25 protein-coding genes and 1 tRNA gene are annotated in these 26,081 nt (G+C 57.9%); 21 read left to right on the forward strand and 5 right to left on the reverse strand.

All coding sequences use genetic code 11. The annotated features are described in order from the left end of the window. Window positions 1-42 precede the first annotated feature (42 nt). From PNAP_RS07040 to PNAP_RS07060, 5 genes are all read right to left on the reverse strand, one after another. A complete protein-coding gene (locus tag PNAP_RS07040) occupies window positions 43-1,257 on the reverse strand; it encodes an MFS transporter (protein WP_041377080.1) in 1,215 nt (404 codons plus the stop codon). Between the two features lie 151 nt (window positions 1,258-1,408). Then, window positions 1,409-2,224: an ABC transporter ATP-binding protein gene (locus tag PNAP_RS07045; protein WP_011800813.1), complete on the reverse strand. Its 816-nt coding sequence runs from the start codon at window positions 2,222-2,224 to the stop codon at window positions 1,409-1,411. 28 nt (window positions 2,225-2,252) lie between these two features. After that, window positions 2,253-3,188, reverse strand: coding sequence for a nitrate ABC transporter permease (ntrB, locus tag PNAP_RS07050; protein ID WP_011800814.1), 936 nt, complete (start codon window positions 3,186-3,188; stop codon window positions 2,253-2,255). Window positions 3,189-3,234: 46 nt separating this feature from the next. Then, window positions 3,235-4,479, reverse strand: a complete 1,245-nt coding sequence (locus PNAP_RS07055; protein WP_011800815.1) for a CmpA/NrtA family ABC transporter substrate-binding protein — start codon at window positions 4,477-4,479, stop codon at window positions 3,235-3,237. 340 nt (window positions 4,480-4,819) lie between these two features. Continuing rightward, window positions 4,820-5,452, reverse strand: coding sequence for an ANTAR domain-containing response regulator (locus PNAP_RS07060; RefSeq protein ID WP_011800816.1), 633 nt, complete (start codon window positions 5,450-5,452; stop codon window positions 4,820-4,822). 106 nt (window positions 5,453-5,558) lie between these two features. Between PNAP_RS07060 and tsaD the strand changes: the two genes are divergently transcribed. The 21 genes from tsaD to nuoL all read left to right on the forward strand — a co-directional run bounded on the left by tsaD (window position 5,559) and on the right by nuoL (window position 26,066). Beyond that, window positions 5,559-6,629, forward strand: coding sequence for a tRNA (adenosine(37)-N6)-threonylcarbamoyltransferase complex transferase subunit TsaD (tsaD, locus tag PNAP_RS07065; RefSeq protein WP_011800817.1), 1,071 nt, complete (start codon window positions 5,559-5,561; stop codon window positions 6,627-6,629). A gap of 84 nt (window positions 6,630-6,713) precedes the next feature. Continuing rightward, entirely contained in the window at window positions 6,714-7,979 is a 1,266-nt protein-coding gene (locus PNAP_RS07070) for a branched-chain amino acid ABC transporter substrate-binding protein (RefSeq protein ID WP_011800818.1), read from the forward strand. 9 nt (window positions 7,980-7,988) lie between these two features. Further along, window positions 7,989-9,176: a pyridoxal phosphate-dependent aminotransferase gene (locus tag PNAP_RS07075; RefSeq protein ID WP_041376587.1), complete on the forward strand. Its 1,188-nt coding sequence runs from the start codon at window positions 7,989-7,991 to the stop codon at window positions 9,174-9,176. 138 nt (window positions 9,177-9,314) lie between these two features. After that, on the forward strand, window positions 9,315-9,581 hold the full coding sequence (gene rpsO / locus PNAP_RS07080) for a 30S ribosomal protein S15 (RefSeq protein ID WP_011800820.1): 267 nt from the start codon (window positions 9,315-9,317) through the stop codon (window positions 9,579-9,581). A 276-nt stretch (window positions 9,582-9,857) separates the two neighbouring features. After that, window positions 9,858-11,969: a polyribonucleotide nucleotidyltransferase gene (gene pnp, locus PNAP_RS07085; RefSeq protein ID WP_011800821.1), complete on the forward strand. Its 2,112-nt coding sequence runs from the start codon at window positions 9,858-9,860 to the stop codon at window positions 11,967-11,969. Between the two features lie 77 nt (window positions 11,970-12,046). Next, window positions 12,047-13,033 carry an NAD(P)H-quinone oxidoreductase gene (locus tag PNAP_RS07090; protein ID WP_011800822.1) on the forward strand — a complete coding sequence of 329 codons (987 nt, stop codon included), beginning with the start codon at window positions 12,047-12,049 and terminating at the stop codon, window positions 13,031-13,033. Between the two features lie 24 nt (window positions 13,034-13,057). Further along, a complete protein-coding gene (gene tpiA, locus PNAP_RS07095; RefSeq protein WP_041376588.1) occupies window positions 13,058-13,816 on the forward strand; it encodes a triose-phosphate isomerase in 759 nt (252 codons plus the stop codon). A gap of 33 nt (window positions 13,817-13,849) precedes the next feature. Then, window positions 13,850-14,260 (forward strand): preprotein translocase subunit SecG, encoded by a 411-nt coding sequence (gene secG / locus PNAP_RS07100; protein ID WP_011800824.1) that lies wholly within the window; start codon window positions 13,850-13,852, stop codon window positions 14,258-14,260. Between the two features lie 117 nt (window positions 14,261-14,377). Continuing rightward, window positions 14,378-14,462, forward strand: a tRNA-Leu gene (locus PNAP_RS07105). A gap of 127 nt (window positions 14,463-14,589) precedes the next feature. After that, entirely contained in the window at window positions 14,590-14,949 is a 360-nt protein-coding gene (locus tag PNAP_RS07110) for an NADH-quinone oxidoreductase subunit A (RefSeq protein WP_011800825.1), read from the forward strand. 39 nt (window positions 14,950-14,988) lie between these two features. Beyond that, window positions 14,989-15,468 (forward strand): NuoB/complex I 20 kDa subunit family protein, encoded by a 480-nt coding sequence (locus PNAP_RS07115; protein ID WP_011800826.1) that lies wholly within the window; start codon window positions 14,989-14,991, stop codon window positions 15,466-15,468. After that, window positions 15,468-16,082 carry an NADH-quinone oxidoreductase subunit C gene (locus PNAP_RS07120; RefSeq protein WP_011800827.1) on the forward strand — a complete coding sequence of 205 codons (615 nt, stop codon included), beginning with the start codon at window positions 15,468-15,470 and terminating at the stop codon, window positions 16,080-16,082. Before PNAP_RS07115 ends, PNAP_RS07120 begins: the two co-directional genes overlap by 1 nt. A gap of 23 nt (window positions 16,083-16,105) precedes the next feature. Then, window positions 16,106-17,359 (forward strand): NADH-quinone oxidoreductase subunit D, encoded by a 1,254-nt coding sequence (locus PNAP_RS07125; protein ID WP_011800828.1) that lies wholly within the window; start codon window positions 16,106-16,108, stop codon window positions 17,357-17,359. Between the two features lie 16 nt (window positions 17,360-17,375). Next, entirely contained in the window at window positions 17,376-17,861 is a 486-nt protein-coding gene (nuoE, locus tag PNAP_RS07130) for an NADH-quinone oxidoreductase subunit NuoE (RefSeq protein ID WP_041376590.1), read from the forward strand. Window positions 17,862-17,866: 5 nt separating this feature from the next. Then, window positions 17,867-19,288 carry an NADH-quinone oxidoreductase subunit NuoF gene (nuoF, locus tag PNAP_RS07135; protein WP_011800830.1) on the forward strand — a complete coding sequence of 474 codons (1,422 nt, stop codon included), beginning with the start codon at window positions 17,867-17,869 and terminating at the stop codon, window positions 19,286-19,288. 18 nt (window positions 19,289-19,306) lie between these two features. Further along, a complete protein-coding gene (gene nuoG, locus PNAP_RS07140; RefSeq protein ID WP_011800831.1) occupies window positions 19,307-21,451 on the forward strand; it encodes an NADH-quinone oxidoreductase subunit NuoG in 2,145 nt (714 codons plus the stop codon). Next, a complete protein-coding gene (nuoH, locus tag PNAP_RS07145) occupies window positions 21,448-22,527 on the forward strand; it encodes an NADH-quinone oxidoreductase subunit NuoH (protein ID WP_041376591.1) in 1,080 nt (359 codons plus the stop codon). Before nuoG ends, nuoH begins: the two co-directional genes overlap by 4 nt. An 11-nt stretch (window positions 22,528-22,538) precedes the next feature. Continuing rightward, a complete protein-coding gene (nuoI, locus tag PNAP_RS07150; protein ID WP_011800833.1) occupies window positions 22,539-23,036 on the forward strand; it encodes an NADH-quinone oxidoreductase subunit NuoI in 498 nt (165 codons plus the stop codon). 44 nt (window positions 23,037-23,080) lie between these two features. After that, window positions 23,081-23,728, forward strand: coding sequence for an NADH-quinone oxidoreductase subunit J (locus PNAP_RS07155; RefSeq protein ID WP_011800834.1), 648 nt, complete (start codon window positions 23,081-23,083; stop codon window positions 23,726-23,728). After that, the gene (gene nuoK, locus PNAP_RS07160; protein ID WP_011800835.1) at window positions 23,725-24,033 is read left to right on the forward strand and encodes an NADH-quinone oxidoreductase subunit NuoK; all 309 of its coding nucleotides are present in this window, start codon (window positions 23,725-23,727) and stop codon (window positions 24,031-24,033) included. Before PNAP_RS07155 ends, nuoK begins: the two co-directional genes overlap by 4 nt. Window positions 24,034-24,041: 8 nt before the next feature. Continuing rightward, the gene (nuoL, locus tag PNAP_RS07165) at window positions 24,042-26,066 is read left to right on the forward strand and encodes an NADH-quinone oxidoreductase subunit L (RefSeq protein ID WP_011800836.1); all 2,025 of its coding nucleotides are present in this window, start codon (window positions 24,042-24,044) and stop codon (window positions 26,064-26,066) included. Window positions 26,067-26,081 lie beyond the last annotated feature (15 nt).

The following is a 26,081-nucleotide window of genomic DNA, read 5'->3' on the forward strand; positions in this document are numbered from 1 at the left end:
ATGTTTAAGTGAGCAAAAATCGCGTTTTTCTCTCTACCGCTCTTAAGCGGTGCGCGCCCGCCCGCCCTTTTCGGCCCAGGTGCGGGTCCAGCGGATCTGCATCACGCGCAGCATCACCAGCATCATCATGGCCAGGCTGGCAAACAGGAAAAAGCCCCAGGCATAACTGCCGCCATACTGTTTGGACAGGCCCATCGCGCTGGGCACCAGGCCGCCGCCCAGGGCGCCGATCTCGCCGATCATCGAGCCGGCCACGGCCGTGGCCAGCGGCCAGCGCAGCGGCACCAGCTGGAACACGGCGCCGTTGCCCGCGCCCAGCGCGGCAAAGCACAGCATCACCAGCAGCGTGGTGGCCACCAGCGAGCCGCCGGCCATCCCGCACATTGTCAGGGTGACGGCCACCGTCACCAGCACCACGCTCAGGGTGTTGATGCCGCCCCAGCGGTCAGAGATCCAGCCGCCGAACACGCGCAGCGCAGCGCCCATGAACGCCGCCAGCATGGTGAGCTGGCCGGCCTGCACCTTGCTGACCGAGAACTGGTCGTAGTAATAGGTCGGCAAAAACGTCGCCAGGCCGATGAAGCCGCCAAACGTCACCGCGTAAATCAGGCTGAAGGCCCAGCCGTCTTTTTCATACAGGCAGGCGATGTGCTGCTTGAAGCTGGCGTGCTTGTCGAGGTCGTCGGGTTCCTTGGCGAACACGATCATCACGATCATCGGAATGCTGATGGCGGCGGCGGCAATGCCGTACACCGTGACCCAGCCGAAGGCCTGCGCCAGTGGCGGCGCGATCAGCACCGACACGGCAGTGCCGACGTTGCCGGCGCCCACCAGGCCCATCGCCAGGCCCTTGTGCCGGGCCGGAAACGAGCCCGAGCCCAGCGACAGCGCCACGCCGAAGCTGGCGCCGGCAATGCCCAGCAGCACGCCCATGGCCAGCAGGTCGTTGAAGCTCTTGACGAAAAAGAAGCCGAACAGCATGGCCACCGCAATCAGGCCCATCTCCACCAGCGTGGCGTTCTTGCGGCCGATGTACTGCGACAGCAGGCCGAGCGGAAAACGCATCAGCGCGCCGGCAATGATGGGAACCGACAGCATCAGCCCCTTTTGCGCCGGGCTCAGGCCGAAGGTTTCGGAAATGAAGGGCGCCATGGCGCCGTTGAGCACCCAGATGCAGCAGGAAAACGAAAAATACAAAAATGCGGCAAACAGGGTAGGGGAGTGCCCCGATTTAAGGAATGCTTTGAAGAAGTTCACGGAGGGGTTCTTGTGAAAATAGGTGCTTTTGCCAGCGCTGTGGCGGCACGGTGGATTGCCAAACAAGAAAAAACTGGTGCCGCCCAAAACGGGTGCATCCAGTTTTTTTAGCGCCCTGTTAAGGGGCGTTTGACGCGTAAGTTTCTGCTGCTCAGGCGGTCAGTTTTTCCACATGCGCCTGGCGCGTGTACAAAAAGTCGATCACCGCCTTGCGGTAGTGCAGGTACTGGGTGCTTTCGGCCAGTTCCACGCGGTTGCGCGGGCGCGGCAGTTCGACGCTGAGCACTTCGCCAATCGTCGCCGATGGGCCGTTGGTCATCATCACGATCTTGTCGCTGAGCAGCACGGCTTCATCGACATCGTGCGTCACCATGACCACCGTGCTTTGCGTGTTGGCGACGATCTGCAGCAACTCGTCCTGCAGCTTGGCGCGGGTCAGTGCGTCGAGCGCGCCGAACGGCTCGTCGAGCAGCAGAACCTTGGGCTCCATCGACAGGGCGCGCGCAATGCCGACGCGCTGCTTCATGCCGCCCGAGATTTCGCCGGGCCGCTTTTGCGCCGCGGCGGTCAAGCCGACCATCGCCAGCACCGCATCGGTGCGCGCCTTGAGCTGGGCCTTGTTTTCGGTCGCTGAAAACACGCGCTCGACGGCCAGGTACACGTTTTCAAAGCAGGTCAGCCAGGGCAGCAGCGAATGGTTCTGGAACACCACCGCGCGCTCCGGGCCGGGGCCGCCGATTTCGCGGTTGGCGCACAGCAGCACGCCCTGGGTCGGCATCGTCAGGCCGGCGATCAGGTTGAGCAGGGTGGACTTGCCGCAGCCCGAGTGACCGATGAGGGCGACGAATTCGCCCTTGGCCACTTTCAGGTTGACGTTTTGCAGCGCGCAGAACGGGCCTTTCTTGGTCTTGAAGGTCTGCTCGACGCCCTGGATGTCGATGTACTGGGGGTTCACTGTGGTGTTCATGGTCGTGGTCCTTGGTTGAGTCGGCAGGTCAGCTCTTGACTTCTTCAAACGTAAACGCCGTGGCCAGCTTGATCAGCGCGTATTCAAGCATCAGGCCGACGATGCCGATCACGAAAATCGCGATGATGATGTTCTTGACGTTGAGGTTGTTCCACTCGTCCCAGACCCAGAAGCCGATGCCAACGCCGCCAGTCAGCATCTCGGCCGCGACGATCACCAGCCAGGCGGTGCCCACGGCCAGCCGCACGCCGGTCAGCATGTAGGGCAGCACCGACGGGAACAGAATCTTGGTGACGATCTTCCATTCGGACAGGTTCAGCACCCGGGCCACGTTCATGTAGTCCTGCGGCACGCGCTGCACGCCGACGGCGGTGTTGATGATCATGGGCCAGATCGAGCAGATGAAGATGGTCCAGATGGCTGCCGGGTCGGCGCCCTTGAACACCAAGAGGCCAATCGGCAGCCAGGCCAGCGGCGAGACCGGCCGCATCAGGCTGATCAGCGGATTGAACATGTTGCTCAAAAAGCTGAAGCGTCCAATCATGAAACCGACCGGAATGCCGACGATGGCCGCCAGCCCAAAGCCCATCGCGACGCGCTTGAGCGACGACAGCACGTTCCAGCCCACGCCCTGGTCGTTCGGGCCGTTGCTGTAGAACGGGTCACTGAACAAAACGACCGCCTGCAGGAACGTGTCCTTGGGCGACGGAATGCTGGCCTTGGTGCCCAGTGAAACCAGTTCCCAAACCAGAACCAGCAGCGCCAGGCCGAGCAGGGGCGGCAGCACCCGCAGCCATAGCGCCGAAAAATCCCGCTGCGGCCGGGCCGCAGTTTTTGGGTGTTTCACGGCTTTTGCGCGCGATGCGTCTGCGCTTTCAGCTATTGAATGTGTAGCGTTTCGCTCCGCGCTGGCGGCAACCGGCGGGGCGATATCCCGCGGGCTGTGAAATACGGCACTGACCATGGCGTGACCTCTTGAAGTAGTGTTTCAGTGAAATTTCAGGGCGGCTTCAGGCGTGGACCTTGAAGCTGTCGGCGTACTTTTTCGGGTCCTTGCCGTCCCAGACCGTGCCGTCGATCAGTTTGCTGGTGCGCATCACGTCCTTGGGAACGCTGACCTTGGCGGCACTGGCGGCCTGCTTGTAGATGTCGATCTTGTTGATCTGCTTGGCTACGGCCAGGTAGTCGGGGTGATCCTTCATCAGGCCCCAGCGTTTGTGTTGCGTCAAAAACCACATGCCGTCCGACAGGTAGGGGAAGTTCACCGCGCCGTCGTTGAAGAACTTCATGTAGTTCGGGTCGTCCCAGGTCTTGCCCATGCCGTTCTGGTAGCGGCCCAGAATGCGCTGGTTGATGGCGTCCACGCTGGTGTTGACATAGGCCTTGCCGGCGATGGTTTCGGCCATCTTGTTCTTGTTGGCCAGGCTGGCGTCGATCCATTTGCCGGCCTCCAGGATGGCTGCCGTCACGGCTCTAGCGGTGTTGGGGTATTTCTGCGTGAACTCGGCGGTGGTGCCCAGCACTTTTTCAGGGTGGTCTTTCCAGATGTCCTGCGTGGTGACGGCAGTGATGCCGATGCCGTCCATGATGGCGCGGTGGTTCCACGGCTCGCCGACGCAAAAGCCGTCCATGTTGCCGATGCGCATGTTGGCGACCATTTGCGGCGGCGGCACGGTGATGACCTTGGCGTCCGACATCGGGTTGATGCCGTTGGCAGCCAGCCAGTAGTACAGCCACATCGCGTGCGTGCCGGTCGGGAAGGTCTGGGCAAAGGTGTATTCGCGCTTTTCGCTGGCCATCAGCTTGGCCAGGCCGGCGCCATCGACCGCGCCCTTGTCAGCGAGCTTTTTGCTCAGGGTGATGGCTTGGCCGTTGTTGTTCAGCGTCATCAGGACGGCCATGTCCTTCTTGGGGCCGGAGGTGCCGAGGTGCACACCGTAGATCAGGCCGTACAGCACATGGGCAAAGTCGAGTTCGCCGTTGACCAGCTTGTCGCGCACGCTGGCCCAGCTGGATTCCTTGCTTGGAATGATGGTCACGCCGTATTTCTTGTCGATGCCCAGCACCGACGCCATCACCACCGAAGCGCAGTCGGTCAGCGGAATGAAGCCGATCTTGACTTCCTTCTTTTCCGGCGCGTCCGAGCCCTGGGCATACACGGCCGCGCGCAGTGCCGGATTGATGCCCACGGCGCCCACGGCGGCGGCTTGCAGCACCGAGCGGCGCGTCAGTGAAGGTTTGAGAAGGTCTGTCATGTCAGCAATTCCTGAAAATGAAAAAACAAAATAAAAAAAGGCGTTCGACCCGAGCCGTCACATGAAGATGTGACGACAGGGTTCGAACGCCTTTGTTCTGGGTGACATGGCGCTTCGCCGTTGAAGCACCATGTCGTGTGTTCAATTCATTGCAAAGTCTGTGCCAGTCCGGGATTTTTAGGGTGTGAAGGCTCTAAATAATGATCAAATCATGCCTTTGCGCTTGTCCAGTATGCGTAAGCTGCTATTGAATAAATAGCAACCAGGTATCGGACTATTTTGCGCAGGATTTTTGGGTGCGCCCTCTAGTTGTGCGTTGCACCATTTCGGCGCCAGTGCCTTAGCCCAGCAGGTCGGCAACATCCAGCATGCGCTGCGCCACATCGCCAAGACGCATGCCCTTGTCCATGGCCGCCTTGCGCAGTTTTTCATACGCCGCCTGCTCCGACAGGCCCTGGCGCTGCATCAGCATGCCCTTGGCCCGGTCGATGACTTTTCGGTCTTTCAGCTCGGTGCGGGCGTCGGCCAGTTCGCGGCGCAGTCCCTGCTCATGCTGAAAGCGGGCCATGGCCACATCCAGGATCGGACGGATGCGCGACGGCTCCAGCCCGGCGACGATATAGGCGGACACGCCGGCAGCCACGGCATCCTTGACGTGGCGGGTGTCGTCGTCATTGGTGAACAGCACGATGGGCCGGCGCTCGTCGCGCGTGGCCATGACGACATGTTCGAGCGAATCGCGGGCATCGCTTTCGGCATCGACGATGATCATGTCGGGCTGCAGCTGCGCCAGCCGCTCGCGCAAAAAGGTGTCGGCCGGCAACGTGGCAATCAGGTTGAAGCCGCCTTCGAGCAGGCCGATTCGCAGTTGGCGCGAGCGTTCCACCAGCGCCACGGCGGCCTCATCCCCGTCGTCGGAAACGACCAGATCGGGCGCAATGACCACCAGACGCAGGGAGGGTACGGAGTTCATGGGCTGAATTTTGCAAGATTCGCGCCATCGAATTTGCCTGAAGGGGTTTTTATTTCGCTAAATGCCTGCCTATCCGGCAAAGAACGCCCTAACTTACACTTGGGCAATGCTAGTCCTAGGAATTGAATCAAGTTGCGATGAAACCGGAGTGGCGCTGGTCGATACCAGCGCCAGCCCGACTCCGTGCCTGCTCGCGCACGCTTTGTACAGCCAGATCGCCATGCACCAGCCCTATGGCGGCGTGGTGCCAGAGCTGGCCAGCCGCGACCATATCCGGCGCGTGCTGCCGCTGACGCAGGACGTCATGAAGAGCGCACAGCACACGCTGGCCGATGTCGATGTGATTGCCTACACGCGCGGCCCTGGCCTGGCCGGCGCGCTGCTGGTCGGCGCTGGCGTTGCCTGCTCGCTGGCGGCAGCTTTGGGCAAGCCGGCGATGGGCGTGCATCACCTCGAAGGGCATTTGCTGTCGCCCTTTTTAAGTGCGGACCCGCCGGAATTTCCCTTTGTTGCGCTGCTGGTATCGGGCGGCCACACCCAGCTGATGCGGGTTGACCGGGTCGGCAGCTACGAGCTGCTCGGCGAAACCATCGACGACGCGGCCGGCGAGGCGTTCGACAAGTCGGCCAAGCTGATGGGCATGCCTTACCCCGGCGGGCCGCATCTGGCCCGGCTGGCGCTGGGCGGCGACGGCGCAGCGTTCAAGCTGCCCCGGCCCTTGCTGCACAGCGGCAACCTCGATTTTTCATTCGCCGGCCTGAAAACCGCCGTGCTGACGCAGGCGAAAAAGCTCGGCACCGAGCTGGAAAGCCGCAAAGCCGATCTGGCCGCTTCCACGCAGGCGGCGATTGTCGAGGTGCTGGTGAAGAAAACGCTGGCCGCCCTGTCACAAACCGCGCTCAAGCGGCTGGTGGTGGCCGGCGGCGTCGGCGCCAACGCCTTGCTGCGCAGCCAGCTCAATGCGGCCTGCCAGCAGCGCGGCATTCGCGTGCATTACCCCGAACTGGAGTTTTGCACCGACAACGGCGCCATGATCGCCATGGCCGCCGGCATGCGGCTGCAGGCTGGGCTGGTGAACCTGGACGCCTTGCGCGGCAGCTACACCTTTGATGTGAAGCCGCGCTGGAACCTTTCGGAATTCCAGTCCGAACCCGCCCTGGCCACGCAGAACGCCTGACTTTTTTGCGCTCCTGGGTTGAACCGCTGCCAGGCCGGCGCCTGCCTTGATATTCCAACCAAAACAGGACTTTCCTCTTTTCTTATGCGAACACTTTTCAAACGCACTGCCGCAGTTCTTGGCCTGGGTTTCTCGCTGCTCGCCCAGGCTCAGCCCGCGCCCCAGCCGCCGGTGCGCATCGCCCTGATCGAAAGCCTCTCGGGCGCGTTTGCCAACACCGGAGAAGCCGTGTTTCGCAACCTGGTGTGGGCCACCGAGCGCGTCAATGCGCGCGGCGGCGTCAAGCTGGCCGACGGCCAGCACAACCTGGCCATCGAGCGCTATGACAACAAGGGCCAGAACGAGGAAGCGCTGGCCGCCTTGCGCTCGGCGATTGATGACGGCGTGACCGTGATTGCGCAGGGCAATTCGTCGTCGGTCGCGGCGGCGCTGATCGACGCCATCAACAAGCACAACGAACGCGAGCCCGGCAAGCGGGTGCTGTTGCTGAATTATTCGGCGGTTGATCCCATCCTGACGAACGAGAAATGCAGCTACTGGCATTTCCGCTTCGACGCCCATGCCGACATGCGCATGGCCGCGCTGATGGACGTGTTCAAGGACGACGCGGCGCTCAAGAAGGTGTACCTGATCGGCCAGGACTACAGCTTCGGCCAGGCGGTGCTGCGCGAAGGGCGCAAGCAGATCGCCGCGCAGCGACCCGATGTCCAGATCGTCGGCGACGAGCTGCATCCTATCGGGCGCGTCAAGGATTTCATTCCCTATGCGGTCAAGATCAAGTCCAGCGGCGCCCAGGCGGTGCTGACCGGCAACTGGGGCAACGACCTGACGCTGCTCATCAAGGCGGCGAGGGAGGTGGGCTATGACGGCAAGTTCTACACCTTCTACGGCAATGCGCTGGGCGTGCCCGCCGCGCTCGGCGATGCCGGGGTCGGCAAGGTGATTGCCGTGGCCGACTGGTTTCCCAACACGCCGGGTGCCGCGTCCGAGAATTTCTACCAGTCCTTTCGCCAGCGCTTTCCCCGGCCGCAGGACGACTACGTTCACATGCGCATGCAGCTGATGGTGGAAACGCTGGCCCAGAGCCTGGAAAAAGCCGGCGTGGTTGAAGCGGGCGCCGTCGCCGCGCAAATGGAAAAAGCCACGGTGAATTTCTCAGGCGTCAAGGGCAGCATGCGCGCTAGCGACCACCAGTTCCAGCAGCCGCTGGCGGTGGCGGTGATGGACAAGCAAGGCGCGCCGGGCGCGAAGTTCGATGTCGAAGGTTCGGGTTACGGTTTTCGCGTTATCAAGGCCATTTCGGCGCAGCGTGCCGAGCAGCCGACAAGCTGCAAGATGGTGCGTCATTAAAAGGCGGGCATGAGACAGGCAGTTTTGAATCTTGAGGAATCGATGATCCGCCAGGTGGCCAATGCGGGCATGGGGCGCACCGATATCCTGAAGTTCTGGTTTGGCGAGAGCGACGAGACGACGCCGGCCTTTATTCGCGACGCCGCCATTGCATCGCTGCAACAGGGCGAGACGTTTTATGCGCACAACCTCGGCTTGCCGGAATTGCGCGAAGCCATTGCCGGGTATTCGACCAGGCTGCGCTGCCCGGGCGCCGCGCCCATAGGCGCCAGCCGCATTGCCGTGACCTCGGGCGGCGTCAATGCCCTGATGCTGGCGGTGCAGGCGCTGGTGGATGCGGGCGACGAGGTGGTGGCCGTCACGCCGGTGTGGCCCAACCTGACGGCCCAGCCGCTGATCATGGGCGCCCGGCTGCGCTGCGTCAGCCTCAAGCCGGTGGTTGGGCAGTGGCAGCTCGACATGGCGGAGTTGCTGTCTGCCATCACGCCAAAAACCAAGCTTTTGATCGTCAATGCACCGAACAATCCGACCGGCTGGACCCTGAGCCGGGCCGAGCAGGCGGTGATCCTGGCGCATTGCCGCGCTACCGGCACCTGGATTCTGGCCGACGAGGTTTATGAACGCCTGTACTTCGAGCCCACGCCCAGCGGCTGCGCGCCCAGCTTTCTGGATATTGCCGCGCCCGATGACCGGCTGGTCGTTGCCCACAGTTTCTCCAAGAGCTTTTTGATGACCGGCTGGCGCCTGGGCTGGCTGGTGATGCCGGCTTCCGTGACGCCGCACATGGGCAAGCTGGTCGAGTTCAACACCTCCTGCGCGCCGGTCTTCATCCAGCGCGCCGGGCTGGTCGCCTTGCAAAGAACCGACGATGTGACGCCGCAACTGGTGGCGCACCTCAAAACCTGCCGCGACACCTTGGTGCCGCTGCTGCAGGCCGTGCCGGGCGTGGAAGTGGCACCGGCCAAGGGCGGCATGTATGCTTTTTTCAGGCTGGCCGACCAAAAACGTTTCGGTGATTCGCTCGAAACCGCCAAGCGGCTGGTGGTCGAGGCCGGGCTGGGCCTGGCGCCGGGAAATGCCTTCATGGTCAATCCCGGACCCGATGCCCAAGGCTGGCTGCGCTGGTGTTTTGCCAGCCGGGATGTCGCCAGGCTGGGGCAGGGCGTTGACCGGCTCAGGCATTGGCTTGGGCTATAATCCGAGGCTCTGCATTTGCAGCTGATGCCCTAAAAGCACCGGCTGCATTCGCAGACAACACGACGAAAGCGGTCAAGTCCCAATAGTGGGAACACTGCTTCGCTCGCCAGTCGCAACATCGTTGCAAGAGGAAAATCCATGATCGCAAAATCAATCAAGGCTGAGATTGTCAAGGACAACGCCCGTTCCGCCCTAGATACCGGCAGTCCTGAAGTCCAGGTCGGCCTGCTGACCGGCCGCATCAATGAACTGATGCCCCATTTCAAGACCCACGCCAAGGACCACCACGGCCGCCGTGGCCTGCTGCGCATGGTCAGCCGTCGCCGCAAGCTGCTGGACTACCTGAAGTCCAAGGATGCTTCCCGTTATGTTGCGCTGATCGCCAAGCTTGGCCTGCGTAAATAATCGGTAAATCCAAAGACAAGCGCCTGAGTTAGTTCACTAGCTCAGGCGTTTTGCACTTTAAAACGGCAAAAATCGTATTCACCTTTAGTGCGCCATAGCTGGCGCAACTGATGACTTCGGAGCAAGGCCCAGCGAGCACGCGCTGTGTCATTCCACAAAACCCGCCCTGACTTTGAGTACTTTTCAGGCGTTTTATGGAATGGCATCGTGTTCAGCCAGCCACCACTCCGGGCTTTTGGCACTGCCTGATGTGTCTGAACAAATGGAGAAAAGAACATGAGCATTTTCAATAAAGTCACCAAATCATTCCAATGGGGCCAGCACAAGGTCACGATGGAAACCGGCGAAATGGCGCGCCAGGCTGGCGGCGCCGTGCTGCTTGACATGGACGGCACCGTCGTGCTGGCCACCGTGGTTGCCAAGAGCGACGCCAAGCCCGGCCAGGATTTCTTTCCCCTGACGGTCGATTACCTTGAAAAGACCTACGCCGCAGGCCGCATTCCCGGCAGCTTCTTCAAGCGCGAAGGCCGCCCCAGCGAGTTTGAAACGCTGACGTCGCGCCTGATCGACCGCCCGATTCGCCCGCTGTTTCCTGAAGGCTTCTTCAATGAAGTGCAGGTCGTGATCCATGTGCTGTCGCTGAACCCGGAAGTCGAAGGCGACATTCCCGCGCTGATCGCTTCGAGCGCCGCGCTGTCAATTTCCGGCATTCCGTTCAACGGCCCGATTGGCGCCGCCCGCGTGGCCTACATCAATGGCGAGTACGTGCTGAACCCCGGCAAGACCCAGTTGCAGAATTCCACCATGGACCTGGTGGTGGCCGGTACCGAAGCCGCCGTGCTGATGGTCGAGTCCGAAGCCAAGCAACTGTCTGAAGAAATCATGCTCGGCGCCATTGTGTTTGGCCACGAGCAGGGCAACATCGCCATCAATGCGATTCACGAACTGGTTCGCGATGCCGGCAAGCCGGTGTGGGACTGGAAAGCGCCCGCCAAGGACGAGGTGCTGATCGCCAAGGTGGTTGCGCTGGCCGAGGAAAAGCTGGTTGCCGCCTACCAGATCCGCAACAAGCAGGCCCGCACGCACGCCACGCGCCAAGTGACCACCTGGACCAAGATGGGCCTGAAAGCCGAAGGCGTTGAATTCGACGGCGTTGCCGTTGAAGGCATGCTGTTCGACATCGAAGCCAAGATTGTCCGCAGCCAGATTCTGGCCGGCGATCCGCGCATCGACGGCCGCGACACGCGCACCGTCCGGCCGATTGAAATCCGCAACAGCGTGCTGCCCCGCACCCACGGTTCGGCCCTGTTCACGCGTGGCGAAACCCAGGCGCTGGTCGTGACCACGCTGGGCACCGAGCGCGACGCGCAGCGCATCGATGCATTGAGCGGCGACTACGAAGACCGCTTCATGCTGCACTACAACATGCCTCCGTTCGCCACCGGCGAAACCGGCCGCGTGGGTAGCCCGAAACGCCGCGAGATTGGTCATGGGCGGCTTGCGAAGCGCGCGCTGATCGCCGTTCTGCCGAGCAAGGAAGAATTCCCGTACACCATGCGCGTGGTCAGCGAGATCACCGAATCCAATGGTTCGTCGTCCATGGCTTCGGTCTGCGGCGGCTGCCTGTCGCTGATGGATGCTGGCGTTCCCATGAAGGCCCATGTGGCCGGTATCGCCATGGGCCTGATCAAGGAAGACAACCGTTTTGCCGTGCTGACCGACATCCTGGGCGATGAAGATCATCTGGGCGACATGGACTTCAAGGTCGCCGGCACCACGTTCGGCATCACCGCGCTGCAGATGGACATCAAGATCCAGGGCATCACCAAGGAAATCATGCAGGTCGCGCTGGCCCAGGCCAAGGAGGCGCGCATGCACATTCTGGGCAAGATGCAGGAAGCCATGGGCCAGGCCAATGCGGAAGTCTCTGACTTCGCGCCGCGCCTGTATGTCATGAAGATCAACCCCGAGAAGATCCGCGACGTGATCGGCAAGGGCGGCGCCGTCATCCGCGCGCTGACCGAAGAGACCGGCACGCAGATCAACATCGAGGAAGACGGCACCATCACCATCGCCTCGAACGACAGCGCCAAGGCCGACGAAGCCAAGCGCCGCATCGCCGAAATCACTGCCGAAGTCGAAATCGGCAAGGTCTATGAAGGCGCTATCACCAAGATCCTCGATTTCGGTGCGCTGGTCAATCTCATGCCCGGCAAGGACGGTTTGCTGCACATCAGCCAGATCGCCCACGAGCGTGTCGAGAAAGTCACCGACTACCTGAGCGAAGGCCAGATCATCAAGGTCAAGGTTCTGGAAACCGACGAAAAAGGCCGCGTCAAGCTGTCAATGAAGGCATTGCTGGACCGTCCTTCCCAGCATCAGGGCTGATCGGAATTTGCTATTGATTTTGTAGCTGCTTGCGCACAGGGGACGTGCGCTGGCGGCACAAATGACTAGGAAAAATCATGCAAGTCATTGAAATCACCTCTTTTGGCGCGCCTGACGTGCTGCAATTGGGCGAGCGTCCTGACCCTGAACCCGCTGCTGGCGAAGTGCTGATCCGTGTGGCTGCCTCCGGCGTGAACCGGCCCGACGTGCTGCAGCGCACCGGCAATTACCCGGTGCCGCCCGGTGCATCCGACATTCCCGGGCTGGAAGTTGCCGGCGAAATCATCGCCGGCGATGCCCAGGCGATGGCGGCTGCAGGCCTGAAGATTGGCGACCGGGTTTGCGCTTTGGTCGCTGGTGGCGGCTATGCCGGGTTGTGCGTGGCACCCGTCGGGCAATGCCTTCCGGTGCCCGAGGGATTGAGCGATGTGCAAGCGGCGTCGCTGCCCGAGACTTTCTTTACCGTCTGGAGCAACGTCTTTGAACGGGCGCACCTGCAAAAAGGGGAAACCCTGCTGGTTCAGGGCGGCTCCAGCGGCATCGGCGTAACGGCCATCCAGATTGCCAAAGCCATTGGTGCAACGGTGTTGGTCACGGCCGGCAGCGATGAGAAGTGCGCTGCCTGCGTGGCCTTGGGCGCTGACCATGCGATCAATTACAAGACCGGCGAATTTGTCGAAGAAGTGAAGAAGCTGACGAACGGGCAGGGTGTCGATGTCATTCTAGACATGGTCGGCGGCAGCTATGTCGCGCGTGAAGTCCAGTGTCTGGCCGAAGACGGCCGGCTTGTCATCATTGCGGTGCAGGGCGGGGTCAAGGCCGAGTTCAATGCCGGCCTGGTACTGCGCAAGCGACTAACCATCACCGGTTCCACCTTGCGCCCCCGTTCGCTGGAATTCAAGACGGCCATTGCCATGGCGCTGAAGGAAAAAATCTGGCCCCTGATCGCCAGCGGGGCCATCAAGCCCGTGATCCACAGCACGTTTGCCGCAGCCGATGCAGCCAAGGCGCATACGCTGATGGAATCGAATCAGCATATCGGAAAAATCGTTTTAACCTGGTAACTGGCAAGCAAGCCAAAGAGCAATATGAAAAAGCTGATTGCAGGAAACTGGAAAATGAACGGCAGCTTGACTGCCAATGAAGAACTGCTGGCCGCGCTTGCTGCCGGGCTGGCTCAAAGCCCGCCCTGCGAGATCGCCGTCTGCGTGCCTGCACCTTACCTGGCACAGATTCAGTCCTTGAAATCGAAACACGCGGCCTTGTCTGTCGTTGACGTGGGCGCGCAGGATGTATCCGCCCACGCTTCAGGCGCCTACACCGGCGAAGCCAGTGCAGCCATGCTCAAGGAACTGGGGTGCCGCTACGTCATCATCGGTCATTCGGAGCGCCGTCAGTACCACGCCGAAACTGATGCACTGGTGGCCGAGAAGGCCAGGGCTGCGCTGGCTGCGGGCATCACGCCCATCGTCTGTGTTGGTGAAACATTGACCGAGCGCGAAGCCGGCCGTACCGAAGAGGTGGTCAAGCGTCAACTGGCGGCCGTCATCCATGCCAACGGGCACTGCATCAGCGAGATCGTTGTCGCTTATGAGCCGGTTTGGGCCATCGGGACCGGCAAGACCGCCTCGCCAGAGGAGGCACAGGCCGTGCATGCGGTGCTGAGAGCGCAGCTCAAGGCGGCAACCGACCAGTCAGCCCGAATCAAGATTCTGTATGGCGGCAGTATGAATGCAGCTAACGCTGCGACTTTGCTGGCTCAGCCCGACATTGATGGCGGCCTGATAGGCGGCGCTTCGCTCAAGGCACCGGATTTTTTGAAAATTATTGCTGCTGCGCCCGTTTGACGGACGTAATGTGCTACTAAATTAGGAGTAAGTATGAATATTTTATTAACTGCTGTTCTTGCTGTGCAAATGCTTTCGGCTCTGGGCATGATTGGCCTGATTCTGGTGCAGCATGGCAAGGGTGCCGACATGGGTGCAGCGTTTGGCAGCGGAGGTTCGGGCAGCCTGTTCGGTGCGAGCGGCAGTGCCAATTTCCTGTCGCGCACGACTGGTATTTTGGCCGCTCTGTTTTTTGCCTGCACCTTGATGTTGGCTTATTTTGGTAACGCGCAACCACGTACCAGTTCCAGCGTTCTGGAGGGTGCTGCGGTCATTGCGCCAGCAATTCCTGCTTCGGGCGCTGCACAAATTCCCGGTAATACCGCGCCTGCCACCACTGCCGTTGAAGCTCCTGTTCCGCCAGCAATTCCTGCTTCAGGTGCTGTTCAAATCCCTACGAAATAAGGTGATAAAGCCGGCGCGCCAAGCGAAAAGCGTCAGGATTTCAGGGTAAACTCTAAGTCTGTCTGGAAAGCAAAAAACTGTAAAGTTTCCTCAAGCCATCCAGACAAATTAAGTACCGCGGACGTGGTGAAATTGGTAGACACGCTATCTTGAGGGGGTAGTGGCGAAAGCTGTGCGAGTTCGAGTCTCGCCGTCCGCACCAGAATGATAAGCATCGGCAGCAGCGCGTCAAGTGCTGCTTTCGGCTCAAACGGTAAACTCGCTCGGGCTGTGCAGGTACTCCTGTGTGGTTGGTTTTGCGAGCGGCTTTTCAGAAGTTGAATTCCACGATGAACCTCGATCAATACCTTCCTGTCCTCTTGTTTATTTTGGTTGGGGTAGGTGTCGGTATATTGCCGATGGTGCTGGGTCGTTTGCTGGGTCCTGTGCGGCCCGACAGTGAGAAAAACTCCCCTTATGAGTGCGGTTTCGAGGCTTTCGAAGATGCACGCATGAAGTTTGATGTGCGCTACTACCTGGTTGCCATCCTGTTCATTCTTTTTGACCTTGAAATCGCTTTTCTTTTTCCGTGGGCGGTCTCGCTCAAGGAAATCGGCGCGCTGGGTTTCTGGTCGGTCATGGTTTTTCTGGGCATTCTGGTCGTGGGCTTTGTCTATGAGTGGAAAAAGGGTGCACTGGACTGGGAATAAGAAAAAGCCTCAAAAGGTTTTTCCAAAAAGGGTACGGGTATGTCGCTTGAAGGTGTTTTCAAAGAAGGCTTCGTGACCACGAGCTACGACTCGGTGGTTAATTGGGCCAAGACAGGTTCGCTTTGGCCTATGACTTTTGGTCTGGCCTGCTGCGCTGTGGAAATGATGCATGCCGGTGCTGCACGCTACGACATCGACCGTTTTGGCATGCTGTTTCGTCCCAGTCCGCGTCAATCTGATTTAATGATTGTTGCTGGTACGCTGTGCAATAAGATGGGGCCTGCCCTGCGCAAGGTTTACGACCAGATGGCTGAGCCTCGCTGGGTTATATCCATGGGTTCGTGCGCCAATGGCGGTGGTTACTACCACTACAGTTATTCCGTGGTTCGTGGTTGCGACCGTATCGTGCCGGTGGATGTTTATGTACCGGGCTGTCCGCCCACCGCCGAAGCCTTGTTGTACGGCATCATCCAGTTGCAGCAAAAAATCCGCCGAACCAATACGATTGCGAGGGCTTGATGGAGTTTTCTCATCCTCCCGTGTCCGTGTCGCAGCTTGGCGAAACCATCGCATTGGTACTTGGCGGAAAAGCCAAAAGTGTCAAGATTGCCCTTGGTGAAATCACCGTGACCGTGGCTGCTGCTGATTATTTGGCTGCTGCAACATTGCTTCGTGATGCGCCTGGCTGCAAATTCGAGCAACTGCTCGACCTTTGCGGGTTGGACTATTCAGAATACAAAAATGGCCAGTACGATGGACTGCGCTATTGCGTCTCGTCGCACTTGCTGTCGGTCAGCCTGAATCAGCGTGTTCGGCTCAAGGTGTTTTGCCCTGATGACGATTTTCCGGTGGTGGATTCGGTCAATGGCATCTGGAATTCCGCCAATTGGTTCGAGCGCGAAGCCTTCGACCTTTACGGAATCGTCTTTGAAGGTCATAACGACCTGCGCCGTATCCTGACTGACTACGGTTTCATTGGTCATCCATTTCGCAAGGATTTTCCAACGACCGGCCATGTGGAAATGCGTTATGACGCCGAGCAGAAGCGTGTGATTTATCAGCCCGTCACCATCGAACCCCGTGAAATGATTCCGCGCGTGATTCGCGAGGACAACTACGGTGGTCTTCAATAAGCGGTTTCCGCAAGAGATACGACATGGCTGAAATCAAAAACTACACGCTCAATTTTGGACCGCAGCATCCGGCCGCGCATGGTGTTTTACGTCTGGTGCTGGAACTTGATGGCGAAGTCATCCAGCGCGCTGACCCGCATATCGGGTTGCTGCACCGTGCCACCGAAAAACTGGCCGAAAGCAAGACTTACATTCAGTCGCTGCCTTATATGGATCGGCTCGACTATGTGTCGATGATGTCGAATGAGCATGCTTATTGCTTGGCTATCGAGAAGCTGCTGGGTGTTGATGTCCCGATTCGTGCGCAGTACATCCGTGTGATGTTCTCGGAGATCACCCGTCTGCTAAATCACCTGATGTGGCTGGGCGCACACGGTCTGGACTGTGGCGCGATGAACATGCTGATCTACTGCTTTCGTGAACGCGAAGTGCTCTTTGACATGTACGAGGCCGTATCGGGCGCCCGCATGCATGCGGCCTACTTCCGTCCTGGCGGTGTCTACCGCGATTTGCCGGAAAGCATGTCGCAGTACAAGGTCAACAAGATACGGAATGCCAAGGCGATTGATGCCTTGAATGAAAATCGCCAGGGTTCACTGCTCGATTTTATTGATGACTTCGTGACCAAATTCCCCAAGTTGGTTGATGAATACGAAACCCTGCTAACCGACAACCGTATCTGGAAGCAACGCACGGTTGGTGTTGGCGTGGTGTCACCGGAGCGCGCGCTCAATCTTGGCTTTACCGGTCCTATGCTTAGAGGCTCCGGCTTCGCCTGGGATCTGCGAAAACAGCAGCCCTATGAAGTCTATGCACAGATGGACTTCGATATTCCGGTAGGTAAAACGGGTGACTGCTATGACCGCTACCTGGTCCGTGTCGCGGAGATGCGCCAATCCAACCGCATCATCAAGCAGTGCGTCGATTGGCTGCGGGTTAATTCCGGCCCGGTCATCACCAGCAACCACAAGGTGGCTCCTCCTAACCGAGAGTCCATGAAATCCAACATGGAAGAGCTGATCCACCATTTCAAGCTTTTCACCGAAGGTTTCCATGTGCCGGAAGGCGAGGCTTATGCCGCAGTGGAGCATCCCAAGGGAGAGTTCGGCATTTACATCGTCAGCGATGGCGCGAACAAGCCTTATCGCCTGAAAATTCGTCCGCCAGGCTTTTCGCATCTGGCCGCCATGGATGAGATGTCGCGCGGACACATGATTGCCGATGCTGTTGCCGTGATTGGCACCATGGACATCGTGTTCGGTGAAATTGACCGCTAACCGCATGACTTCTTCCATGATTTCTGAACAAACCAAAGCGCTTTTTGACCGCGAAGTCGCCAAATACCCCACCAGCCAGAAGCAGTCGGCCGTGATGGCTTGTCTGCAGATCGTGCAGCAGGAGCGCGGCTTTGTCAGCGCCGAAAGCGAAAAACTCGTGGCCGAGTACTTGGGCATGGCACCGATTGCCGTGCATGAAGTCACCACCTTCTACAACATGTACAACCAGCAGCCGGTGGGCAAATACAAACTCAATGTTTGTACAAACCTGCCGTGTCAGTTGCGCGATGGTGCCAAGGCGCTGCAGCATCTGGAGCACAAACTGGGTGTTGCCATGGGTGAAACCACTAAAGATGGCATGTTCACGCTGCAGCAGTCCGAATGCCTGGGGGCCTGTGCCGATTCACCGGTGATGCTGGTGAACGACATTCATATGTGCAGTTTCATGAGCAACGAAAAATTAGACCAACTCATTGATGGTCTCAAATCGGCGGAGGCTTGAGTCTTATGACGCTCCAATCACATTCCAGTGGTAACGCAGCGGCGCAAGCCGTTCTGTCGCAATTTGCAGCCACTGGCGTACAGACCTGCTTTCATGGTCGGCACATCAATCCGCAAATTCTGGCAAATCTAGATGGCAGCAACTGGCATCTCGGCGACTATGAATCGCGTGGTGGCTACCAGGCGCTGCGCAAGATTCTCGGTCAGGATGGTGGCGCCGGATTGACCCCTGACCAAGTCATCGCCGAGGTCAAGGCTGGTGGTTTGCGTGGTCGGGGCGGCGCAGGTTTCCCTACCGGGCTGAAATGGAGTTTCATGCCGCGCCAGTTTCCGGGCCAGAAATACCTGGTCTGCAATTCGGACGAAGGCGAGCCGGGCACCTGCAAGGACCGCGACATCATGCAGTACAACCCGCACAGCGTGATTGAAGGCATGGCGATAGCGGCATACGCGATGGGCATCAGCGTAGGTTATAACTATATCCACGGCGAGATTTTTGCCACTTACCAGCGCTTTGAAGCAGCGCTAGACGAGGCGCGTGCTGCTGGCCTGCTTGGCGACAATATTCTGGGAAGCAACTTTAATTTTCAACTCCATGCGGCGCACGGTTTTGGCGCCTATATTTGCGGTGAAGAAACCGGATTGCTCGAGTCCCTGGAAGGAAAAAAGGGCCAGCCGCGCTTCAAACCGCCGTTTCCGGCCAGTTTCGGCCTGTATGGCAAGCCCACCACCATCAACAATACCGAAACATTTGCTGCCGTGCCGTGGATCATCCGCAACGGCGGTGCTGCTTATCTTGAGTGCGGCAAGCCAAACAATGGTGGTACCAAGATTTATTCGGTATCCGGCGATGTCGAGTTACCCGGCAACTATGAAGTACCCATGGGCACGCCGTTCGCCAAGCTGCTGGAACTGGCTGGAGGCGTTCGCAAGGGCCGTACGCTGAAGGCTGTCATTCCCGGCGGCTCCTCATCACCGGTTTTGCCTGCTTCCAGCATGATGGAGTGCACCATGGATTACGACTCGATTGCCAAGGCCGGTTCCATGCTTGGCTCAGGTGCGGTGATTGTTATGGACGATTCTCGTTGCATGGTCGAGTCTTTGAAACGACTGTCCTATTTTTACATGCACGAGTCATGCGGCCAATGCACACCATGCCGTGAAGGCACGGGTTGGCTGTGGCGTGTGGTGGATCGTATTCACAACGGATTGGGTCGCCAAAGTGATCTGGATTTGCTCAATTCGGTGGCAGATAACATCCAGGGCCGTACGATTTGCGCGCTCGGTGATGCCGCCGCCATGCCGGTGCGCGCCATGATCAAGCATTACCGTCATGAGTTTGAGGCCATGATTCCAAAAAATACATCTCAAGTTGCTGCGTCCAAGGGCGTAGCTCAGGCTACGGGTCACGCTGCAGCGCAGGCTTGAACGGTGGAAAGAAAAAATATGGTTGAAATACAACTTGATGGCCAAAAGGTGGAGGTGCTCGAAGGCAGCACAGTGATGCATGCCGCTGAAAAAGCAGGCACCTATATTCCTCATTTTTGCTACCACAAGAAGCTGAGCATCGCAGCCAATTGCCGCATGTGCTTGGTCGATGTTGAAAAGGCCCCCAAGCCCATGCCTGCATGTGCTACGCCAGTCACTCAGGGCATGGTCGTGCATACCAAGAATGACAAAGCCATCAAGGCCCAAAAGGGCGTGATGGAGTTCCTGCTGATCAACCATCCGCTCGATTGCCCGATCTGCGATCAGGGAGGTGAATGCCAGTTGCAGGATTTGGCTGTGGGCTATGGCGCAGGCGAGTCGCGCTACCAGGAAGAAAAGCGCATGGTCTTCCACAAGGATGTGGGACCCCTGATTTCCATGCAGGAAATGAGCCGCTGCATTCACTGCACCCGCTGTGTTCGTTTTGGTCAGGAAGTGGCTGGTGTAATGGAGCTGGGCATGTCGCACCGCGGTGAACATGCCGAGATCGAAACTTTTGTCGGCATGTCGGTGGACTCCGAACTGTCGGGCAACATGATCGATCTTTGCCCGGTGGGCGCATTGACCAGCAAGCCTTTTCGCTACAGCGCCCGTACCTGGGAATTGTCTCGCCGTAAATCGGTTAGCCCGCACGACTCGACCGGCGCCAACCTGATTGTTCAGGTCAAGCACGACAAGGTCATGCGCGTATTGCCGCTTGAAAACGAAGCTATCAACGAATGCTGGATTGCCGACCGCGACCGCTTTTCCTACGAAGCCCTGAATACCGACGACCGTTTGCTGAGCCCCATGCTCAAGCAGGGTGGCGAATGGAAAACGGTCAACTGGCAAGCCGCACTCGAATATGTAGCCAATGGGCTGAAACAGATCAAGTCGGAATACGGCGCTGACAGCATTGGTACTTTGGCCAGCCCCCACAGCACACTTGAAGAACTGCATCTGGCTGCCTCGCTGATGCGCGGTCTCGGTAGCGAAAACATCGACTACCGCTTGCGTAACGCCGACTTTTCATCATCACCATCAGTTCGCTGGCTGGGCACTTCCATTGCTTCGCTGTCGCAATTGCAGCGTGTCCTGGTGGTTGGTTCCAACCTGCGCAAGGACCATCCGCTGTTTGCACTGCGTATTCGGCAGTCCGTGCGCAATGGCTGTGCGTTGAGTGCTATTAATTCGGTAGTAGAACTACCTTTTGCAGATACATGGGCCATGCCCCTAGCCAATACTATGCTGGTATCGCCTGAAAACTGGGCGCAAGCGTTGGCTGATATCGCTGCCGCAATTGCCGCAGAAAAGGGCGTTGCCGCACCCGCTTCTGGCCAAGCCAGCGATGCCGCCAAAGCGATTGCCCTTTCTTTGCTGGGCGGAGAACGCAAAGCCATCCTGCTGGGCAATGCCGCAGCGCATCATGCCAATGCTTCCAGCCTGCTGGAACTTGCCAACTGGATTGGCAAGCAAACCGGCGCAACCGTGGGTTACCTGACCGAAGCCGCCAATACGGTTGGAGCACAACTGGTCAATGCATTGCCAGGCAACTCGGGGTTGAATGCTGGCCAGATGCTTGATGGCAAGCTCAAGGCAGTCATCCTGCTGAATAACGAACCCGAGTTCGACTCAGCAGCTGGTGCCAAGGCCAAAATGTCACTGAATTCGGCTCAAATGGTTGTCACGCTGAGTCCTTTCAAGGCCAATATGAGCTTCAGCGATGTGTTGCTGCCTATTGCGCCGTTTACCGAAACGCCGGGTACTTTCGTCAACGCAGAAGGTCGTATACAGAGTTTTCATGCCGTGGTCAAACCCAGGGGTGAAACGCGTCCTGCCTGGAAAGTCTTGCGTGTTCTGGCCAATTTGCTTGACTTGCCCGGCTTCAATTTTGAATCCTCGCAAGACGTGCTCAGGAAAATTCCTGATGCCGATAACGATCAGGTGCCTGCCAATCGGTTGAGTAATGGCATTCAGTGCGAGATTGTTATGTCTGGCGTTGCCGGCCCTGCACCAGCTGTAGCCAGTATTTATCAACTCGACGGCCTGGTCAGGCGTGCCACTTCGCTGCAACTGACGGCAGATGCGCGCAAGGCTGCCGGTTTCGAAGGAGCCTGCGCATGATTGACGCAATGTATGCGACGGGCCAGGGCCTGATGGGCGGAATTTGGCCTGCTACCGTATGGCCTGTACTCTGGGTTCTTATCAAAATTGTGGCGGTGCTGGCTCCGCTGATGGGCTGTGTTGCCTACCTCACTTTATGGGAAAGAAAGGCCATCGGGTTCACGCAGGTTCGCGTTGGACCTAACCGCATCGGACCGTTTGGCCTGTTGCAGCCGATTGCTGATGCGCTCAAATTGCTGACCAAGGAAATCATCATTCCTACGGCGGCAAGCAAGGGCCTGTTCATACTTGGACCGATCATGACCATCATGCCGGCGCTGGCGGCATGGGCTGTGATTCCATTTGGACCCGATGTGGCGCTGGCCAATGTCAATGCCGGCTTGCTGTTCATCATGGCCATTACCTCGCTTGAGGTGTATGGCGTCATCATTGCTGGCTGGGGGTCAAACTCCAAGTATGCATTTCTGGGTGCCATGCGCGCTTCGGCCCAGATGGTGAGCTACGAAATCGCCATGGGTTTTTGCCTTGTTGTGGTGTTGATGGTATCGGGCAGCCTGAACATGACGGACATTGTCATGAGCCAGGGTTCGGGTATGGCTGCAAGCAAGGGGTTGACCTTCCTGTCCTGGAACTGGCTTCCATTGCTGCCTATTTTCGTGGTGTATTTCATTTCGAGTCTGGCCGAAACCAACCGTCATCCTTTTGATGTGGTGGAAGGAGAGTCCGAGATTGTTGCGGGCCACATGGTGGAGTATTCAGGCATGTCGTTTGCCATGTTCTTCCTGGCTGAATACGCCAACATGATTCTGGTGTCAGTGCTGTGCGTGCTGCTGTTTCTAGGTGGGTGGCTATCGCCGATTGACAGCGCATTGTTCACCTGGATTCCGGGTTGGATCTGGCTTGGCCTAAAAACATTCGTCGTTGTCACCATCTTCCTGTGGGTGCGTTCCACCTTTCCACGTTTCCGTTACGACCAGATCATGCGTCTGGGCTGGAAAATCTTCATACCTGTGACCCTGGTCTGGCTGGTGGTCGTCGGGGCCTGGATGCAGACCCCTTACAACATCTGGAAATAGGCGAAAAAGTCATGTCTGCTGTTGCCTCCGTCAAGGATTTTGTTTCAAGTTTCATGTTGACCGAACTGCTCAAGGGTATGGCCCTGACCGGCAAGTACATGTTCAGTCGCAAGATCACGATTCAGTTCCCCGAAGAAAAAACGCCGTTGAGCCCGCGCTTTCGAGGACTGCATGCGCTGCGCCGCTATGAAAATGGTGAAGAGCGCTGTATTGCCTGCAAGCTTTGCGAAGCGGTTTGCCCGGCGTTGGCCATTACCATCGAGTCTGACGTTCGCGAGGACGGCAGCCGACGCACGTCGCGCTATGACATCGATCTGACCAAATGCATTTTTTGCGGCTTTTGCGAAGAAAGCTGCCCGGTTGATTCAATCGTTGAGACGCACATTCTCGAATACCACGGTGAAAAGCGGGGTGACCTCTATTTCACCAAGGAAATGCTGCTGGCAGTGGGCGACCGCTATGAAAACGAGATTGCTGCCAACAGGGCGGCAGATGCCAAATACCGTTGAAATTTTCGCCCCAATAGCTCGCTCAAGAAAGAATCCACCCCAACATGGACGCTAAAACAGGTCTTTTTTATGTTTTTGCCGCAGTGCTGTTGTTTGCAGCCTTCCGCGTCATCACAGCTCGCAATCCGGTGCATGCGGCGCTTTTTCTGGTACTGGCATTTTTTCAGGCGGCTGCCGTCTGGATTTTGCTCAAAGCGGAATTTTTGGCGATCACTTTGGTGCTGGTATATGTCGGCGCCGTGATGGTGCTGTTTCTGTTTGTGGTCATGATGCTGGACATCAACCTGGACAGTGTGCGCAAGGGTTTCTGGAAGCATTTCCCACTGGCTGGAACGGTGGGCGCCATCATCGCACTGGAAATGTCCTATGTGCTGATGGGTGGGTTTCGTGAGCCACCACAAGGCGCTTCCATGCCCGTGTCAGGGGAGCTTGCCGCCCAGGTCTCCAACACGAAGGAACTGGGTAAGGTGCTGTACTCCCAATACATTTACCCGCTTGAAATTGCTGCCGTTATCTTACTGGTTGCCATCATTGCCGCCATTGCGCTGACCTTGCGTGAGCGCAAGGATTCCAAAAGGACCAATCCCGCAGACCAGGTCCGCGTCAAGTCACAAGACCGTGTCAGACTGGTCAAGATGAAGTCAGTGGTCGCTGCACCTGCTATGGCATCCGTTGAGGAAAAAAAATTATGATGCTCACGTTGGGACATTTTCTTTCGCTGGGCGCCATGCTTTTTGCGCTGTCTGTCATTGGCATTTTCCTGAACCGCAAGAACCTGATTGTGTTGCTCATGGCCATTGAACTCATGCTGCTGGCGGTCAATATGAATTTTGTGGCGTTTTCCTACTATCTAAACGATATGGCCGGTCAGGTTTTTGTGTTTTTCATTCTGACCGTCGCTGCGGCCGAGTCCGCCATCGGACTGGCCATTTTGGTGCTGCTGTTCCGTAACAAGTCCAGCATCAACGTCGAAGACCTCAACACGCTTCAGGGTTAATAAAAAAGATGAGCCAAACCCTTTCCGCATCGACGTTGCTGGCTGTTCCGCTGGCACCGCTGGCAGGCGCACTGCTGGCCGGTATTCTGGGGACCACCTTTGGTGGCAACTGGATAGGCCGCCGTCTGGCGCACACCCTGACCATTCTGGGTGTGTTCGTGGCATTCGTTATCTCGGTCTTGACGCTGCAAAGCGTTGCCATTGATGGTGCGCGATTCAACGAAACGCTTTACACCTGGATGACACTGGGCAACCTGAAAATGGAAGTCGGCTTTCTGGTCGATGGGCTGACTGCCATGATGATGTGCGTGGTGACTTTTGTGTCCCTGATGGTGCACATCTACACGATCGGCTACATGGAAGAGGATGCGGGCTACAACCGTTTCTTTGCCTATATTTCGCTGTTTACCTTTTCCATGCTGATGCTGGTGATGAGCAACAACATGCTGCAGTTGTTCTTTGGCTGGGAGGCCGTTGGCTTGGTTTCTTATCTGCTGATCGGTTTCTGGTTCAACAAGCCCAGCGCGATATTTGCCAACATGAAGGCTTTCCTAGTCAACCGGGTCGGTGACTTCGGTTTTATTCTGGGAATCGCACTGATTGCTGCTTACGCTGGTACGCTCAACTATGGCGAGGCCTTTGCCAAGGCGGACGAGCTTTCAAAACTGGTTTTCCCAGGCACTGGCTGGATGCTGATTACCGTGATCTGCATCTGCCTGTTCATTGGCGCCATGGGCAAGTCGGCCCAGTTTCCGCTGCATGTATGGCTGCCTGACTCGATGGAAGGCCCGACCCCGATCTCGGCGCTGATTCACGCGGCAACCATGGTGACCGCCGGTATTTTCATGGTGGCACGCATGTCACCGCTGTTCGAACTGAGCGACACCGCGCTGAGCTTCATCATGGTGATCGGCGCCATTACCGCGCTGTTCATGGGTTTTCTTGGCATTATCCAAAACGACATTAAGCGGGTCATCGCCTATTCCACGCTGTCGCAACTGGGCTACATGACGGTGGCACTGGGTGCTTCAACTTATTCAGTGGCTGTGTTTCACCTGATGACGCATGCGTTCTTCAAGGCGTTGCTGTTCCTGGCTGCAGGCTCGGTCATTATCGGCATGCACCACAACCAGGACATTCGCTGGATGGGCGGTGTGCGCAAGTACATGCCGATCACCTGGATTACCTTTCTGCTGGGTTCGCTGGCCCTGATTGGTACGCCGCTGTTCTCCGGTTTTTATTCCAAAGACAGCATCATCGAAGCAGTGGCCGAGAGCCACCTCTGGGGCAGTGGATTCGCGTACTTTGCCGTGCTGGCAGGCGTGTTTGTGACGGCTTTCTATTCGTTCCGTTTGTACTTTCTGGTTTTCCATGGCAAGGAACGGTATGACCAGAATCCTGAGGCCCATCATGATGCGCATGACGATCATGGCCATCACAATGAACACCATGAGCCGCACGAATCTCCATGGGTTGTGACGCTGCCGCTGATCTTGCTGGCTATTCCTTCGGTTCTTATCGGCTTCATGACGATTGAACCGATGCTGTTCGGTGATTTTTTCAAGGGCTCGATTTTTGTCAACCTGGAGCGGCATCCCGCCATGGAAGAATTGGCAAGCCTGTTTCATGGTCCTGTGCAGATGGCTGTGCATGGCTTGACAGCGCCTCCTTTCTGGCTTGCCCTGTCGGGTGTCGTGCTGGCTTACTACATGTACATGGTCAACCCAGCCTTGCCGGCAGCCATCAAGCGTAATGTGAGTCCCGTTTACCAGTTGCTTGAAAACAAGTATTACCTCGACTGGTTCAATGAAAACGTGCTGGCCCGTGGCATGCGCGGACTGGGAACCGTGCTCTGGAAAGTGGGTGACCAGAAAATTATTGACGGTGCGCTGGTGAACGGTTCGTGGAAACTGGTGGGCTGGATTTCCGGCATGGTCAGGCGCTTGCAGTCGGGTTACATCTACCACTATGCCTTTGGCATGATTCTTGGCATCTTTGTGTTGATGACGTATTTCGTCTGGCTCAATCGATAAAAACAATCTAGAAGA

This window comes from Polaromonas naphthalenivorans CJ2 (assembly GCF_000015505.1).
In the GTDB taxonomy this organism is placed as follows: domain Bacteria; phylum Pseudomonadota; class Gammaproteobacteria; order Burkholderiales; family Burkholderiaceae_C; genus Polaromonas; species Polaromonas naphthalenivorans.

Excerpts from the sequence above, each read along its gene's own strand:
- pnp (WP_011800821.1), top strand. The coding sequence starts at position 9,858 with ATGAGCATTTTCAATAAAGTCACCAAATCATTCCAATGGGGCCAGCAC.
- nuoL (WP_011800836.1), top strand. The coding sequence starts at position 24,042 with ATGAGCCAAACCCTTTCCGCATCGACGTTGCTGGCTGTTCCGCTGGCA.
- nuoG (WP_011800831.1), top strand. The coding sequence starts at position 19,307 with ATGGTTGAAATACAACTTGATGGCCAAAAGGTGGAGGTGCTCGAAGGC.
- PNAP_RS07070 (WP_011800818.1), top strand. The coding sequence starts at position 6,714 with ATGCGAACACTTTTCAAACGCACTGCCGCAGTTCTTGGCCTGGGTTTC.
- nuoE (WP_041376590.1), top strand. The coding sequence starts at position 17,376 with ATGATTTCTGAACAAACCAAAGCGCTTTTTGACCGCGAAGTCGCCAAA.
- nuoF (WP_011800830.1), top strand. The coding sequence starts at position 17,867 with ATGACGCTCCAATCACATTCCAGTGGTAACGCAGCGGCGCAAGCCGTT.
- nuoK (WP_011800835.1), top strand. The coding sequence starts at position 23,725 with ATGATGCTCACGTTGGGACATTTTCTTTCGCTGGGCGCCATGCTTTTT.
- PNAP_RS07045 (WP_011800813.1), bottom strand. The coding sequence starts at position 2,224 with ATGAACACCACAGTGAACCCCCAGTACATCGACATCCAGGGCGTCGAG.
- ntrB (WP_011800814.1), bottom strand. The coding sequence starts at position 3,188 with ATGGTCAGTGCCGTATTTCACAGCCCGCGGGATATCGCCCCGCCGGTT.
- PNAP_RS07110 (WP_011800825.1), top strand. The coding sequence starts at position 14,590 with ATGAACCTCGATCAATACCTTCCTGTCCTCTTGTTTATTTTGGTTGGG.
- rpsO (WP_011800820.1), top strand. The coding sequence starts at position 9,315 with ATGATCGCAAAATCAATCAAGGCTGAGATTGTCAAGGACAACGCCCGT.
- nuoH (WP_041376591.1), top strand. The coding sequence starts at position 21,448 with ATGATTGACGCAATGTATGCGACGGGCCAGGGCCTGATGGGCGGAATT.
- secG (WP_011800824.1), top strand. The coding sequence starts at position 13,850 with ATGAATATTTTATTAACTGCTGTTCTTGCTGTGCAAATGCTTTCGGCT.
- PNAP_RS07120 (WP_011800827.1), top strand. The coding sequence starts at position 15,468 with ATGGAGTTTTCTCATCCTCCCGTGTCCGTGTCGCAGCTTGGCGAAACC.
- PNAP_RS07075 (WP_041376587.1), top strand. The coding sequence starts at position 7,989 with ATGAGACAGGCAGTTTTGAATCTTGAGGAATCGATGATCCGCCAGGTG.
- PNAP_RS07155 (WP_011800834.1), top strand. The coding sequence starts at position 23,081 with ATGGACGCTAAAACAGGTCTTTTTTATGTTTTTGCCGCAGTGCTGTTG.
- PNAP_RS07115 (WP_011800826.1), top strand. The coding sequence starts at position 14,989 with ATGTCGCTTGAAGGTGTTTTCAAAGAAGGCTTCGTGACCACGAGCTAC.
- PNAP_RS07060 (WP_011800816.1), bottom strand. The coding sequence starts at position 5,452 with ATGAACTCCGTACCCTCCCTGCGTCTGGTGGTCATTGCGCCCGATCTG.
- PNAP_RS07125 (WP_011800828.1), top strand. The coding sequence starts at position 16,106 with ATGGCTGAAATCAAAAACTACACGCTCAATTTTGGACCGCAGCATCCG.
- nuoI (WP_011800833.1), top strand. The coding sequence starts at position 22,539 with ATGTCTGCTGTTGCCTCCGTCAAGGATTTTGTTTCAAGTTTCATGTTG.
- tsaD (WP_011800817.1), top strand. The coding sequence starts at position 5,559 with ATGCTAGTCCTAGGAATTGAATCAAGTTGCGATGAAACCGGAGTGGCG.
- PNAP_RS07090 (WP_011800822.1), top strand. The coding sequence starts at position 12,047 with ATGCAAGTCATTGAAATCACCTCTTTTGGCGCGCCTGACGTGCTGCAA.
- tpiA (WP_041376588.1), top strand. The coding sequence starts at position 13,058 with ATGAAAAAGCTGATTGCAGGAAACTGGAAAATGAACGGCAGCTTGACT.
- PNAP_RS07055 (WP_011800815.1), bottom strand. The coding sequence starts at position 4,479 with ATGACAGACCTTCTCAAACCTTCACTGACGCGCCGCTCGGTGCTGCAA.